General features: G+C 44.2%; 16 protein-coding genes. 5 read left to right on the top strand and 11 right to left on the bottom strand.

Annotated elements, in window-relative coordinates; translation table 11 throughout:
- Positions 1-57: 57 nt before the first annotated feature.
- Complete coding sequence (locus ACNQGS_RS03530) at positions 58-234, bottom strand: hypothetical protein (protein WP_491486145.1); 177 nt, start codon at positions 232-234, stop codon at positions 58-60.
- Between the two features lie 90 nt (positions 235-324).
- Between ACNQGS_RS03530 and ACNQGS_RS03525 the strand changes: the two genes are divergently transcribed.
- The 3 genes from ACNQGS_RS03525 (at position 325) to ACNQGS_RS03515 (ending at position 3,007) form a co-directional block, all read left to right on the top strand.
- On the top strand, positions 325-1,002 hold the full coding sequence (locus ACNQGS_RS03525) for a DNA alkylation repair protein (RefSeq protein ID WP_491486144.1): 678 nt from the start codon (positions 325-327) through the stop codon (positions 1,000-1,002).
- A 71-nt stretch (positions 1,003-1,073) separates the two neighbouring features.
- Positions 1,074-1,925: a Cof-type HAD-IIB family hydrolase gene (locus ACNQGS_RS03520; protein WP_491486143.1), complete on the top strand. Its 852-nt coding sequence runs from the start codon at positions 1,074-1,076 to the stop codon at positions 1,923-1,925.
- A gap of 14 nt (positions 1,926-1,939) precedes the next feature.
- The gene (locus tag ACNQGS_RS03515; protein ID WP_491486142.1) at positions 1,940-3,007 is read left to right on the top strand and encodes a PQQ-dependent sugar dehydrogenase; all 1,068 of its coding nucleotides are present in this window, start codon (positions 1,940-1,942) and stop codon (positions 3,005-3,007) included.
- 346 nt (positions 3,008-3,353) lie between these two features.
- On the opposite strand, the gene ACNQGS_RS03510 is transcribed toward ACNQGS_RS03515, so the two are convergent.
- The 7 genes from ACNQGS_RS03510 to ACNQGS_RS03480 all read right to left on the bottom strand — a co-directional run bounded on the left by ACNQGS_RS03510 (position 3,354) and on the right by ACNQGS_RS03480 (position 10,124).
- A complete protein-coding gene (locus ACNQGS_RS03510) occupies positions 3,354-4,274 on the bottom strand; it encodes a FixH family protein (protein ID WP_491486141.1) in 921 nt (306 codons plus the stop codon).
- Positions 4,271-4,948 (bottom strand): ABC transporter ATP-binding protein, encoded by a 678-nt coding sequence (locus tag ACNQGS_RS03505; RefSeq protein ID WP_491486140.1) that lies wholly within the window; start codon positions 4,946-4,948, stop codon positions 4,271-4,273. The genes ACNQGS_RS03510 and ACNQGS_RS03505 overlap by 4 nt, the downstream gene beginning before the upstream one ends.
- Complete coding sequence (locus ACNQGS_RS03500) at positions 4,945-5,742, bottom strand: ABC transporter permease (protein ID WP_491486139.1); 798 nt, start codon at positions 5,740-5,742, stop codon at positions 4,945-4,947. The genes ACNQGS_RS03505 and ACNQGS_RS03500 overlap by 4 nt, the downstream gene beginning before the upstream one ends.
- Positions 5,706-7,055 (bottom strand): nitrous oxide reductase family maturation protein NosD, encoded by a 1,350-nt coding sequence (nosD, locus tag ACNQGS_RS03495; protein WP_491486138.1) that lies wholly within the window; start codon positions 7,053-7,055, stop codon positions 5,706-5,708. Before nosD ends, ACNQGS_RS03500 begins: the two co-directional genes overlap by 37 nt.
- Positions 7,052-7,639: a hypothetical protein gene (locus ACNQGS_RS03490; protein ID WP_491486137.1), complete on the bottom strand. Its 588-nt coding sequence runs from the start codon at positions 7,637-7,639 to the stop codon at positions 7,052-7,054. The genes nosD and ACNQGS_RS03490 overlap by 4 nt, the downstream gene beginning before the upstream one ends.
- Positions 7,640-7,787: 148 nt before the next feature.
- Positions 7,788-9,659: a Sec-dependent nitrous-oxide reductase gene (gene nosZ / locus ACNQGS_RS03485; RefSeq protein ID WP_491486136.1), complete on the bottom strand. Its 1,872-nt coding sequence runs from the start codon at positions 9,657-9,659 to the stop codon at positions 7,788-7,790.
- Between the two features lie 15 nt (positions 9,660-9,674).
- Positions 9,675-10,124: a cytochrome C gene (locus ACNQGS_RS03480; protein ID WP_491486135.1), complete on the bottom strand. Its 450-nt coding sequence runs from the start codon at positions 10,122-10,124 to the stop codon at positions 9,675-9,677.
- A 283-nt stretch (positions 10,125-10,407) separates the two neighbouring features.
- On the opposite strand from ACNQGS_RS03480, the gene ACNQGS_RS03475 reads away from it, so the two are divergent.
- Positions 10,408-11,151 carry a Crp/Fnr family transcriptional regulator gene (locus ACNQGS_RS03475; RefSeq protein WP_491486134.1) on the top strand — a complete coding sequence of 248 codons (744 nt, stop codon included), beginning with the start codon at positions 10,408-10,410 and terminating at the stop codon, positions 11,149-11,151.
- Between the two features lie 54 nt (positions 11,152-11,205).
- On the opposite strand, the gene bshB2 is transcribed toward ACNQGS_RS03475, so the two are convergent.
- From bshB2 to pdxK, 3 genes are all read right to left on the bottom strand, one after another.
- The gene (gene bshB2, locus ACNQGS_RS03470; RefSeq protein ID WP_423800165.1) at positions 11,206-11,874 is read right to left on the bottom strand and encodes a bacillithiol biosynthesis deacetylase BshB2; all 669 of its coding nucleotides are present in this window, start codon (positions 11,872-11,874) and stop codon (positions 11,206-11,208) included.
- A gap of 36 nt (positions 11,875-11,910) precedes the next feature.
- Entirely contained in the window at positions 11,911-12,258 is a 348-nt protein-coding gene (locus ACNQGS_RS03465) for a YojF family protein (RefSeq protein ID WP_464492126.1), read from the bottom strand.
- Between the two features lie 498 nt (positions 12,259-12,756).
- Complete coding sequence (gene pdxK, locus ACNQGS_RS03460; protein ID WP_491486133.1) at positions 12,757-13,599, bottom strand: pyridoxine/pyridoxal/pyridoxamine kinase; 843 nt, start codon at positions 13,597-13,599, stop codon at positions 12,757-12,759.
- 251 nt (positions 13,600-13,850) lie between these two features.
- Between pdxK and fdhD the strand changes: the two genes are divergently transcribed.
- A complete protein-coding gene (gene fdhD, locus ACNQGS_RS03455) occupies positions 13,851-14,648 on the top strand; it encodes a formate dehydrogenase accessory sulfurtransferase FdhD (protein WP_491486132.1) in 798 nt (265 codons plus the stop codon).
- Positions 14,649-14,651 lie beyond the last annotated feature (3 nt).

Raw genomic sequence — 14,651 nt, 5'->3', positions numbered from 1 at the left:
AGTGCTTAAAGCTGCGGGGGTCAGGTCCCAACTGTGTTAATTTGTTAACGACGGGGATCAGGCCCTATTTCCGTTATGGGTGTGGTTTTGCTTTGTTTTGCTCTTCTGGTCTTTGTTGCGTTTGTTTCCTTTGCTGTTGTCGCCGCTTACGAATTCGGCGGCGAATTCAGCTTCTGCATGACCTGCGCGTGGTGAATTTTGGTTTTGGCTGCCTTTATTATATTTTTTCGTCATTCATCATCCCTCCTTCTGCTCATGTTAGTTTGTCGTCAGTCTAACAGTTTATACAAGGGGTTTATCGCCAAAAATAGGATAAAAGAAAGGATGAATTTATTGAAGGAACAGATTGCGTTCTTAACCGAGTTGTTTGAGAAGAAGCGAAATGTAGAAAATGCAGGGCCGATGGAAAAATATATGAAAGGGCATTTTCCGTTTCTTGGCATAAAAAAACCTTTAAGAAGCGAGCTGGAAAAACAATTTTTTAAAGAAACCGGGATTTTGAAGGAGCCATTTAGTCAAGATTTTGTTTGGGGGTTGTGGGAAAAGGAAGAACGGGAATATCAGTATACCGCGCTTGTTTATATGGAAAAATTACTAAGCAAACTAGACAAGGACGACTTGCCATTCATGGAGCGCCTGATCATGACGAAATCCTGGTGGGACACGGTCGATGCGATTGCCCCAAAGCCGGTTGGAACAATTGCACAGGTCTTCCCTGAGGTAATCGAGGAGACCATAAACGGCTGGTCCGTCCATGAATACCTCTGGCTAAGAAGAGCGGCGATTCTTTTTCAATTGAGATATAAAGAAAAAACGGATGAGGAGCTGCTTTATCAATACATACGTGAGAACGCCTCAAGTAAGGAATTTTTTATCCAAAAAGCGATTGGCTGGGCGTTACGGGAATATTCGAAGACAAATCCTGATTCAGTCAAAAGGTTTATCAATACGCACCAATTACCGCCTCTAAGTGTACGTGAAGGCAGCAAGTACTTAAACTGAGCCAATTAGGAGAAAATACCAGTTGTTCATGGTAGAATGGCGATAATGAAAAGATGAAGGAGAACATCATGATGAAATGTATTGCGACAGATATGGATGGAACATTATTGAATTCTATGCAGGTTATTACCCAGGAAAATAAACAGGCGATCTTAAAGGCACAGGAAGCCGGAGTGGAAGTGGTGGTTGCTACCGGCAGATCCTATCAGGAGGCCACCTATGTATTAGATGCTGCTGGATTAAAATGTCCTGTTATATGCGTAAACGGTGCGGAGGTCCGCTCAAAAGAAGGTGAGATTATATCTGCTTCCCCTATATCAAAACAAATGGCCAAGGATGCTGCGGCGGTATTGTACGAAAAGGATATCTATTTCGAGGTATACACGAATAAGGGAGCTTTTTCCGTCGATACCGACAAGGCGGTTTCCATTCTCGTGGACATCGTGATGAGCGCCAATCCTGAGGCCGACCGGGACTATGTCGTTCATGCGGCGGGAGGAAGGATCAGAGATGGCTTGATTCATCCAATTGAAAATTATGAACTTCTTTTTGAAAGTGATGAGTATCAGATTTATAAGTTTTTAGTATTCTCCTTTGATTTGGACAAACTTGGCGATGCAGCCAGCGCTATTAAAGGGTTCGCTGAGCTTGAGGTCACGAAATCGGGCATTGAAAATATTGAAATTACCCATAAGAATGCGCAAAAAGGGATTGCCCTTGAGGCCTTCGTCAACGCAAAAGGGATAGATTTGTCAGAAACGATGGCGATTGGCGATAATTTTAATGACGTGTCAATGTTTGAAAAGGCTGGACGGGCAGTAGCAATGGGGAACGCCAGTCCGCATATTAAGTCGCTGTGTGATTGGATTACCGATACAAATGAAAATAGCGGTGTCGGAAAAGCGATACTGGAAGTTATATAAAAAGGAGGCTCTAAATGTACAAAGCGTGGTCCGTTTTGTTGGTCTTGATTTTGCTGCTTTCAGGCTGTTCTTTTTTTGAAAAAAAAGAGGAGGAGCAACCGGGCGATGAAGCCATTGTCCTTCTGCCTGATGTTGAGGTTGTCGCTGAAAATTTATCTGTCCCATGGTCAATTGATAAAGTGACTGGAACTTATTACATCAGTGAGCGCACAGGAAGCATTGCAAAAATCGAAAATGGCAACATGGAACGGCAGCGGGTGGTACTAAGGAAGCCGCTGGCCGAGGCGGCTGAAGCAGGGCTGCTTGGCTTTGTACTTGATCCTCAGTTTGCAGAAAATCATCAGGCCTACGCCTATTATACGTATTCGGAAGAGGGTCAGTTTAACAGGGTTGTTGTGTTAACTTGGAACGGTGCTGAATGGGTGGAGGGGCGGACTTTGTTGGACCGCATTCCGAGTGCGGCCTACCATCACGGCGGCAGGTTGAAAATAGGACCTGACGGCAAGCTTTATGTGACAACCGGCGATGCTACCGTTCCGGAATCAGCGCAAAATAGGAATTCTATTAATGGGAAAATATTGCGGATGAATTTGGACGGGTCTGTACCTGCCGATAATCCATTTCCAAATTCTTATGTATACAGTTACGGCCACCGGAATCCACAGGGGCTGGCTTGGGTTGGTGGGACGCTTTATGCAAGTGAACACGGGCAGTCCGCACATGATGAAGTTAACCTTATTAAGCCAGGGGCTAACTATGGCTGGCCGGTGATTGAGGGAACGAAGCGGAAGGCGGGGATGGTGACGCCGCTCTTTCAATCCGGGGATGAAACATGGGCGCCGTCCGGGATGGCTGCTTTTGACGGGAAGCTTTATGTGGCGGCCCTTCGCGGCAATGCGGTCCGCAAGTTTGACCTCGCGGCCGGCCGCACCACGGCGGTCATCACTGGACTGGGACGTATCCGCGATGTATACAACGACGGCGAATACCTCTACTTCGTCAGCAACAACACCGACGGGCGCGGCACCCCCGATGAAAAAGATGATAAACTATACCGGGTTTTGGTGAGGAATTTGAAATAAGTATGGGTAATGACTCGTTCATCTTAATGGATTCCCGTTGAATATGGAGGCTATAGCCATGACGATGTATGATGAAGACCATTTCAACTGATTCAAAAGCAGGTAATGTCCTTCATAGGTGTGATGAAGACCATTTCGAATGATTCTAGGTCTGTAAATGTCCTTCATAGGTGTGATGAAGACCATTTCGAATGATTCTAGGTCTGTAAATGTCCTTCATAAGCTTGATGAGGACCATTTCCAATGATTCCAGAACGAGTAATGTCCTTCATAAACAAAATGAAGGACATTTTTCATGATTCTCGCCCATGATTTGTCCTTCATAACGCATAGTGCCTGGCACCTTCTATAATATTTCGATTTTTAGCGAGTTAATCTGCGAGACTAGCAGGTCTTCATACTTCTTTTGGGCTTGGTAGTAAATCTCCTGGTTACCGGCTTTAGGATTTTCTTTTTTTGCTTGGTCAACTAAATCCTTTTGGACTTTTTGGGCAAGGACAATCTGTTTGTATTGCTGCTTTTCAACAGTCCAAAATTTTTCTTCACCATATTGCTTGATTAATGCTTGAGCTGATGGGAATTGTGCGTATTGTCCGCGTGCTTTTTCGACCGCCGCATCCACCTCGGCAGCCTCGGCCTTGTGACCTTTTTCCTCGGCCAGCATCGCCATCGAGCGGAGGCGGATAATCTGTGTTAATAGCTGGTTTTTGTCCTCAGCTAATTTCTCCTGAGAATCTAAAAAAGCCAATTCCTCGTCTAGTTGCGCCCCGCTGTAGTTCTTGCGGGCAGCCTCGCGGTTCATCTCAAGCTGGATCTGGTTGATCAATTTATAAAAAGCAACATCCTCATTGGTAATCCATTTTCCGTTCACCTTGGCTACGCCTTCAGGCTTTGCCACATTGATGGAAATCACTTTTTCAGACTTTTCCCCGTCTTTTTCCAAGTTGAAAACCGCTTCATATTTTCCGTTCATTGGAACCTTTACGTTAGCGGCGTAGGTGCCGTCCTTACTCTCGGCAAACTTTGCCTTCACGGTGCCGTGGTCCATGTTGGACATTGATAATTCAGCGGATATGGAAAGCCCTGTTACTGCCTTTCCGTTCTCCGTCACCTTGATTTCAAACGGCGACGCCTTCTCCTTTTGGAAATAAAGCTCCTTGGTTACGTCAATTTTATAATCAGGCCCCGAACTGCAGCCAGCCATGAAAGCCGCAAGGGCTATTATCATGACCAACAACAGCACCGCGGGCATAAACCTTTTCCTCATGATCCCAAACCTCCTAATTGATGTGTGTCTAAAAACTCTCCAACTGTATATTTTTCAATTTTCCCTTCATTTAAAAAAGCAACATGGGTGCAAACCTGGCGGATTTCATCCAGATGGTGAGACGAGAGCAGGATTGTTTTGTTCTTCAATCCCTTCAACACCTCCAATATTTCCTTCCGGCCCATCGGGTCAATCCCGCTTGTCGGCTCATCGAGAATTAGAATGCTCGACTCCTGATACAAGGTAATGGCCAGGCCCAGCCGTTGCAGCATCCCTTTGGAATACTTCTTTACCTGCTCACCGCGGTCATCCCAAAGCCGGACCGCCCGTAGCACCTCTTCCATCCGGCCAGCATCCGCCTTTCCTGAGACCGCCTCGGCAAAGAACGTCAGATTTTCAAGGCCGGTCAGCATCGGGTATAGCATGAATTTTTCTGGCAGGTAAGCAATCGCCTTTTTCCATTGGTTGTTTTTCTTGGAGACAATATGATCGTTAATGGTAATCTCGCCTTGCTTGACTGGCAAAAGCCCGAGCAAGCTATTAATCAGCGTCGATTTTCCGGCGCCATTGCGGCCGACAAGAGCACAGATTTCATATTGGCTGATTTCGAGATTGACAGAGTCCAACACTAGTTTCTTCCCAAATGATTGATTTAAATTAGCGACTTTAATCATTCGTAGCCCTCCTTGCGGTTAAACAATAGTGCACTCGAAAACGAGACGATGAGCCAAATCAGCAGATTCCCAAATAAAAAGAATACCGGCTTTGTCCACATGAACGCTTCCAACAGCCTCGACATGTGGCCGAAGGAGTATACACCCATGCCTGTTTCCAGAAACATCCGGATCGCCTGAAGCGGATTCAAAAAATAGACTAGTGAAAAGAATTTCACATTTTCATAGGTGACATCCGGCAAAAACGACAGCAGGATAAAGTCATGCAGGAAGAAAAAATAAAACCAGACAAAAATTGTGAAGCCGATAATCTGCATCCGCGAGCGGGCAAAACTACCGATTGCCGTCCCCATTTGCAAGAAGATCAGCACCATCACTAAAATACTAAAAAGAAAAATAAAATAGCTGCCAAAATCAAGCTGGAATTGGAACTTTAACAAAAGTGCATATAGTAGAAACCAGGCAAAAAGAGGCACCAGGACCACCATATAAAGCCCCATGTTTTTTCTCAGCAAAAAGCTGCCAAAGCTGTCCTGCTTCGTCAACAGCATGATTAAGGTCTTTTGTTCTTTTTCTTGAAAAATCGAAAACGCGCCGATAAATAAACATAATATCGGAATGAAATAAATAATTGTATCAAACAAATTGATTAGCAGAATATAAAAGCCTTTATCGAACGAAAGGTCAGCGGAACGGAACAAAATACTGATTGAAATCAGCACTATGATACTTAAGCTTAGCCATAGGCCTTTACCCCTTATATTTTCCTTCCATTCTTTCCAAATGTAATGCATAATCGCTGTCTCCCCTTTATCAAGACCAGCACGGCGGCAAGCGCAATCCCCAAACCAAAGAAAATGGCGAAAGTGGAATGTCCGTCTTTTTTAGACACGAGCGGGTGCGGGTCCTTAAACATAACTTCATCTTCATTAAGGCTTGCGTTGATTTTTTCATAGATGGAAATCGCCGGGCTTTTTAAAAAGAAATTCGTTAATTCTTGATCCTCAATCAACTGATGGAGGGCTGAACGGTAGGTTATCGGAAAATCCCCGATGCTGTCCTGGTTTAAATCGGTAAGCGGGAAGGCGGAGCCCCATTCGTTGCCTTTGCCCTTTTGGGTCCAGACATTGTGTTCACCTTTACCGCCAATCGTGACAGCAGGGATCGTATTTTCAGAGATTTGGTTTAAGGTAAAAATCTGGTCATTGGAACTGGTCCACAGCTCAATTCCGATTTGGTTGCGGATGATTTTATTATCTTTAATCAGATTTCGCGTTGCTTGGTCAATGTACAAGCCACGTTGGTTCATGTAGAATGTATTGTGTTCGATCTGGTTATCATTGGCCTGCATCAGCAATAAACCAAATGATTTGTTTCCATAGTTGACGATAAATTGATTGTCTGTAAGGGTAAGGCCATTGGAATTCATAATCGCGGCGCCGCCCTCATTCATCGTAAAGGTATTTCGTTTAAACGTATTCTCATCCGAGTACATGTAATGCAAGCCGTACCGGGTATTGCTGATGTTGTTGTCGAAGCTTTTATTATGGCTGGAATAATCAAAGAACATGCCGTCCCGGGTGCCATCAATTGTATTATGGGAAAGCAAATTGTTTTCGGCGTACCAAACATGGAGCCCGTTTCCCTGGGCAGCAATTTCACCTTTCCCAAGTCCCTTAATATTGTTATAGCGAACAATGTTGTGGTGGGCTTTGCTTAAATAAATACCGTGAAAGGAATGGCGGATGGTAATATGCTCAATCACGTTGTTATTGGTATAAACCTTAATGGCCGCATATTCCTCGGAAGAGTTGCGGTCCATGCTGCTGCCAGACACGGCAAGGTTTTTTAAACTGACATGAGCAGCTTTTACGGAAATTACGTTGCCTGTTCCGTCTCCTTTAATCACGGTGTTTTTGGAACCAATGATCGTTATCGGTTTCTTGATGACGATATTGCCCGTATAGGTTTGATTGTCAAGCTTCAATACCGCCCCCTCTTTCATGGAGTCGATTTTTGCCTGCAGATTATCGGCTGCCATCTTTCCCTCAGGTTCAAAAAACAACACTAGAGAAAAAACAAGAAACAGGAGCGCTACTTTTTTCATCTTTTTCGATCCTTCCATACCGGAATTAGTAACAAAATAAAGGCGGCAATCACGAAGTAAACGCCTGTACCTAAGATGCTATGGGTAGTAAAGTTTGCCACTGTGTTTTCACCGATTATCGGTGGAACAAATGGGTCCATATGGATCGGCGCTTTAGGGTCTAAATTGGTTCCATATTTTTTTAAGGCAGAATGGAGGTCCAATACGCCGGCAAGGCCGCCGATGACAAAAATGCTAATCAATCCGTAAAGAATTTTTTTATTGCGGAGGACGGCTGTAATCAGAGTGAGCAGTGCTAATCCGCTAATAACGTAAATCAGGTAACCCAATTCTGGGAAATTCTCTGCGCTGAAATTAGACATGCCAATATAGTGGTTAAGCCCGTTAATAATATCGATTTCGCCTTTCAACTTATTAGGGTAGACAATGATATTCAATCCCTCGGGATATTGCGGGGCATAAAACAGCATCTTCCACCATGGAAAAAATATTGATACAACCATTAATACGGCTGAAAGTCCAATGAGCAATGCCGAGGTAATCGATAATTTACTGCCTTTGTTACGACCATTCAAGTTAACCATTCCTTTTATGCTTAATAAGGCGGGGAGGCCGCCTCCCTTAGTGCCGGCCCCAGTAAAGAGGGACCGGACACTTTTCCTGAGACAGCCTCGCCCAAAAGTCGAAAGTATCTGGCTTTTTAAGTGAAGGCCTGTGCTTCGCGGTAATCCGTTAATTTTTTGGTTTAACCAGGAAGTAGCCGTTCATTTCTTGGTGCAGAGCCGAGCAGAAGTTTGTGCAATAAAGCGGGAAGGTACCCGCTTTATCGGCGGTAAACTCCATCGTATTGGTCTGGCCAGGCTGAACTTCCATGTTTAAGTCATAGCTGTTGATCGCAAAACCGTGGGTAATATCTTCATCGAAGTCGATATTCGTCAAATGGATGAAGACATGGTCACCTTGGTTCACCTCAATCACGTCAGGTCGTTTTGACTTACTGTCAAAGACGAATCTAGAGCGCATCGCAATTCCATACACATGGACTTCATTGCCGTTGCGGACAATTTTGGTGTCACTTTGTTTATAGACGGCATCCTTATTGTTTGGATCCTTCGGATAAACATTAATCGTTTTGATTTTGTCAGCTTTGATCATCTGTGCATAGTGCGGCTCAGGGTCAACCGGTGCTGATTGAACGACTTTCATTTTGCCGCTGATATCGATTAACTGCATTGATTCTGGGTGGGACGGTCCGACAGATAAATAGGTGTCTTTAGCAATCTTGTTCAAGGCAATCAGCCATTTGCCATCAGGTGCAACAGTGTCGCCTTCAGCTGCAACAGAGTGGCCTGGAGAATACTGAACAGGCACGCGGTCTAAAGTTTTACCGGTTTTCGGATCCCACTTGACGATTTCAGAAGAGATGAACATCGTTGTATATGCCATGCCTTTGTCATCAAACTGCGTATGAAGTGGTCCGAGTGCGTTTTCTGGGTTTACTTCGCGTTCCATCACAGATTCATATTTTAAGATTGGAATACCGTTGCGGTCGCCGGCAAACTCTTTCTTTTCAATTGCCTTAAAGGCTTTTTCAAATGAGAATACGGTCATCGCAGGGGCAAGTTTGCCGGAAGCGATGAAATATTTTCCATCCGGTGTTACGTCAACACCGTGCGGCGATTTGGCAACCGGCACTAAATAAATGCCGCCTTTTTCTTTTTCAGGGAAAATCATTTTCTGGCCGCCGACATCCTCGTATTTGCCTTCCTTGACCATCTTCTCAAGCTCTTTCCAGTTGAACAGAACGATGTAGTCGCGGTCAGCCTGTGATGCATTTACTTCCATCGTTGTTGTGGATTCTTCCGTGTTGTAGGTTGTCATAACAGCCCAGTCTTTTGAGCTCTTTTTCCCCGCATCGGAAAGGTCATAGGACCATGGTGGAAGGGCCACCTGATAAGCGATGTTCAGCTTTACATTCTTTTCGTCAAAGGTTACGGCTGACATCACACCGCGGTATTTCTGGCTGTAATCATCAAGAGATTCATATTTTTGTCCAAGCGGCACGGCGAAACGCGTCGGCAGGAACATGTACTCGGTATTTTCCGTTACAAACGCGGCACAGTGCGGGCCGGCAGTATTTGGAACATTGAGAATGTCTTTTGTTGTAAATGTTTTTAAGTCAACGACAGCGGCGCGGCTGTTGCCGACATCGGTGGCAAACATCCATTTGCCGTCATAGTCCCCGTTTGTTTCCGAGAAAGCAGGGTGGTGAAGGTCACCCCAAGTATAATCACCCATCATTTTCTTGGAATGCTCATCAAAACCATAGCCAGTAGCGGAATCTGGAGAAAAGACCGGAATCGTTCTGATTTTGCGCATCGAAGGCACACCGTAAATAAACATTTGCCCGGAATGGCCGCCGGATGCGAATAAATAGTAATCATCTTTTTTGCCAAATGGCACATAAACCTTTTCGGCATTGCTCTTGTTGCTGGCGTTTGCGGCCTCAGTCTTTGTGTTGTTCGACGAAAAATCCGCAAACGTCAGCGTTGCTGCAGCAAACCCGGCAAGCAGGCCGGATGCGATTGGAACCCATTTTTTCATACGTTTAACACCACCCTATTTTTCAGATGCCTGCTTGAGCAGGTCTAGTACTTGCTGACGTTCTTCATCTGTTAACGGATTTTTGCCGATAACGCCTGACATAACGGCAGATGTAGGTTGTTTCAGGAATTCCTCAATTGGTTTGCCGTGCTTGCCTTCAACGTTAACAAAGGCTTGTGAAAGATCCGGTCCGACCGCACCGCCTTTGATGTTGAGAGCTTCCACGCTGTGACAGCCAAGGCATCCCTTCTTGTTAAGGATGTTATCGTCATTAGCGCTTGAAGTAGTGGCTGTTTCCTTTGGTTTGCTGGAGTCATCCGCTGCTTTTTCCTTCGAAACAGCCTGAGCGGTTTGCGGTGCCTTTCCTGAGTCACTGGAGTTTCCCGTGATGACATCAAAAACTAGGTATCCAAGCCCGAAGCCGAGCACAAGGCTAATGGCAAAACTTATAAGAGCTTTTTTCAAATTTGTTCCCCCTCCTTTTTGTCAAATGAACAGCTTCATCCTAATCCATTAAATTTTGTGAAAATGTGACGTTCATCACACGAAATAAAGGGTTTTTGAACGTTCTGTGAAAGAGCCCCAAAAGCCTATATCTAAAGCGTTTTTTAAAAAATGAACGTTCTGTGAAAAACAATTTTTCCATGATGTATTGGCGATTTACAGTATTGTGACCCTTTTCACTTCTATAACGTGAGAAATAGCTTACAATTAGAGGAAAATAAGCAAGGTAAAGGTGGTGGGAAGGTTGGAGCGCATCAAAAAATTACTGGAGCCGAATTTATCAGTGATTCAGGAAGTCGACAAAGAGGAATTACTTCGAAAAATTGAGATTTTTAAAGACTTATCCCCGAAATCACTAAATATCATTGAAAGGCGGATTCAAACGCTTGAAGTGAAAAAAGGGATGCAGATTATCAAAGAGGATGAGAAGGCAAAAGGGGTCTTCTTCATTCATTCCGGGTCGGTTAAGCTCGCCAAACAGGATGAGAACGGGAATGAAATTATCGTTTGTGTGAAGCAGCAAGGGGATATTTTCGCCGAAGCATGTTTATTCACACGGAAGGAAGAATGTTACCCGGCAACAGCAACGATGCTTGAGGATGGCCGGCTGTTCTTTTTGGATAAGCAAGAGCTCGAGCAGGATCTTTACCAATATCCGGAGCTTTCTATGCAAATGATCCGCTATATGAGCGATGCTTTAAGAGAAATGACCTCACAGTTAAGGGATGTGGTCCTGCTCGATGTTTATGCAAAAACGGTAAAGATGCTGGAGCGGCTCGGACGGAAGTTTAACCCAGACTTCAAACGCTGGGAAGTTGAAATACCGTTAACCGTACAGGAATTCGCCACCGTCGTCGGCACCTCGCGTGAAAGCATCAGCCGTGTCTTCTCCAAACTTAAAAAAGAGGAAATGATTGATTTGAAATCGCGGAAAATCATTATCCTTGACTGGTGTAAATTTTGTACCTTGCTCCATAAAGAATATTAATAAGAAAGGGACCTGCCCACGCATTAAAGCGGAAGGACGGGTCCCTTTATATATTTAATCAAATTTGTACGTCCAAAAGCGCTCGTTGTTGATCCAGACCATAATTTGTGGGTCTTGGTTTTTTAGTTTTTCGGACACGTCGGCAAACATTTGCTCCGTTTGCGAGCGGTGTGCCTTGATGGCGGCAAGCTTTATTTCAGCGACAGGGCTGATATTATTGATGATGTCAGCTTCACCTAGTTTTTCAATACAATCGTTCGAGAAGGCAACGCAGTGTAAGGTTGGCCGTGCGGCTTCAGGAAGCCTTTCGACAGCGCGGACGACGGCCGCGCCGGTGGCGTCATGGTCGGGATGCACAGCATAGCCGGGATAAAAGGTGATAACCAAAGAAGGATTCAGTTCATCAATCAAGGCGGACATAACGTCGGCCAGCTTTTCTTCATCCTCAAATTCCACAGTTTTATCGCGGTAGCCGAGCATGCGTAAATCTTGGATGCCTAAAGCACGGGCAGCTTCCTTTAGTTCCGCTTTTCTGATTTTCGGGAGATTTTCCCGATTGGTAAATGGCGGATTCCCCATATTGCGGCCCATTTCCCCAAGGGTTAAGCAGGCGTAAGTAACAGGGGTGCCATTTTTGATATGGGTGGCTATTGTCCCGGATACTCCAAATGCCTCATCATCCGGATGTGGAAAGACAACTAAGACATGGCGTTCTTTTTCCATTTTACATTCTCCTTTCAGGACTGACGCATGAAACCACTATTCAAAGGGAGTCGGGCTGATTTCCAATGCGACTGCTAGTTTCCCTTCATTGTCATGGCCGGCAAGCAGAAGCCGTCCCAGTTCATCGATTTCAAAATGTGTGATGCCCTCAGCGTAAATCCAGCCAAGGTTTATTTTTAAGCCCACCCGGTAAGGACCTTTTCCGGTAATTTTCCCTATTTCATATTGGACTTTGGCGTTGCGAATATAAGCCCCTGCCGAAAAGAATGATTGATCGCGATGTGATGCGTAGGCACCGTTTGTGGTTTCAAGGTGAATATATACTTCTTTATTTACGAAGCTATTAATGGCTTCCTGTACTTGATTGGTGTTCACTAGTTCCAAGTTGATTCCTCCCTTCCCGTGATTCTTATAAAAAATAGGATTTAGTCTACGAGATATTTTTCTTTAAGAATGTAACTATCATACTAAAATTGGATAAAAAATGCGAAATGAATGCTCGGTTAAATATATGTTGATTTCCGCTCCAATCAACTAGGTTGGTGATCATTTCACATTTTTAAAGAAGGCTCAGTTATTATCATTGTTGATTTTCGTGTAGGTATGAAAATTCATAGGCAGAGAATTTCCGGCTAATGTATAAAGAGGAAGCTTAAGATGCAGAAATTAGCGGAGATTTTCCGATTAACTGCTCTAAATAACACAAAATCCAACGATTTAGATGATATAAACGGAAAAACTTCCTTTATTTTTATGGAAATATGAGTATTTCCCAAAATACACGGAATTCTTCCGTTTATTTTTCAAAGTAAAATCAACATTCAGTTTATAACAGAGCCTTAAAGAAAAAGAGCCGAACTTTATGTTCGGCTCTTAGAGAAATTATTCTGCGCAGTCTTCGCAGTATTCGGTTTTGCTTGTTGAAGCGCGGTAGGCACCGTGCCAGGTTGGGCCGACGTATTCGTTTAGGCGGAAGCCCTGTTCGATGGCTGCGGCGATAAAGTCTTTCGCCACTTCGACTGCTTCAAAGACGGATTTCCCTTTCGCAAGTTCAGCGGTGACCGCGGATGAGTAGGTGCAGCCGGCGCCGTGCGTAAAGGTTGTATTATATTTTGGTGATTCGTAAATTCGGAATTCCTTCCCATCATATAGAAGGTCGACGGCATTTTCCTCAGATTGAAGCTTGCTGCCGCCTTTGATTAGGACATTTTTTGCCCCTTGATCATAAATTTTTACAGCGGCTTCTTTCATTTCTTCCACTGTCCGCGGCGTCTTCATGCCTGCCAGCTGTCCGGCCTCAAACAGATTTGGTGTCACTACTAAACAGCGCGGCAATAAAAGCTCACGCATCGCATCGGTCGTTTCCGGGTTTAACACCTCGTCTTCGCCTTTACACACCATGACAGGGTCTATTACGACACGCTCTAGCTTATGGGCATCGATGGTTTTTGCAGCAATTTCAATTAACTCGACCGTTCCCAGCATACCTGTCTTCATTGCATCGATCCCAACAGATAGAATGGTTTCCAACTGCTTTTCAAGAATATCCGATGCAATCGGGAACACGTTATGATGCCAGTTGTCTTTAGGGTCCATCGTGACTATGCATGTCAGGGCGCTCATACCATATACGCCAAGCTCCTGGAACGTCTTCAAGTCCGCCTGAAGCCCCGCCCCGCCGCTTGAATCGGAACCGGCAATCGTCATTACTTTTTTAATGTTCATTATGTACTCCTCCTAAAAAAGGCTTAATCATCACCCTATTATTATAATTCAACAGCAAAAAAACAACCAAAATAAACTTTTATAATGATGCAAGTGATTTTTTTCGCCTATCGAAAGTGTTTGACAAAAAAGTGAAATATCCAACTTTTTTACTATTTTAATCAATTTTTAGTGATAAAAATTACTTTCAAAAAATTCCTCCAAAATTACTCTATTAATGAGAAATACTCTTTTAAAGGTGGTGGGAAACAATGAACCACAAAAGTTGCCCCGATGAATATCCCATTTCATTAATCATTAACGGATACGAAATGGCGGTTTTCCAATTGACAAAATTTGACCTTGAGGATTGGACATATGGCTATTTGTTTTCTGAAGGATTTATTCAGACAGCAAATGATATTGAGTCCATCGTCATCAATGAAGATATGGGGAGCATTCATGTTACTTTAAGCGCAGCCTTTGATGAAGATCAGGTCTTTTCAAAGAAGAAGCATTACACAGCAGGCTGCGGCAGGGGCGTTACATTTTTTTCAATGACTGATGTAAAGAATTTCGATAAGGTTACATCAAATCAAATCTATCAGCTTAGCTATCTGTTAAAAAAGCGCAGTGAATTTGCTCAGAACTCCCGTTTTTATTTGGAAACAGGCGGCATGCATGGCGCCTGCATTGTGGATGAAGAGGGAAATATCACCATTCGCGAGGATATCGGCAGGCATAATGCCGTCGATAAGATTATCGGACACGCATTGAGAAATCGCTTACACCCCGACCGGCTTGTACTTCTTACAACCGGCAGGGTTTCATATGAAATGATCTCAAAAGCAGCTAAATTCGGCTTTCCTGTTATCGGCTCGCGGACGGCCGCAACCAAGCAGGCCATCCAGCTGGCGCGGTACTTGAATATAGAAGTAATCGGCTATTTAAGAGGGAAAATGGCGATGATCTATACCGAGGCAGGACGGGTTGAAAATGATGTAAATCCAGAGCCGCTCTTGGAGAGAAGCTTTGAAGGGGGGAATCAGCCGGTAGAACTATATAGATAAACA

This window comes from Neobacillus sp. PVCKKU3 (genome assembly GCF_058323225.1).
This window is presented reverse-complemented; position numbering and strand designations above follow the sequence as displayed.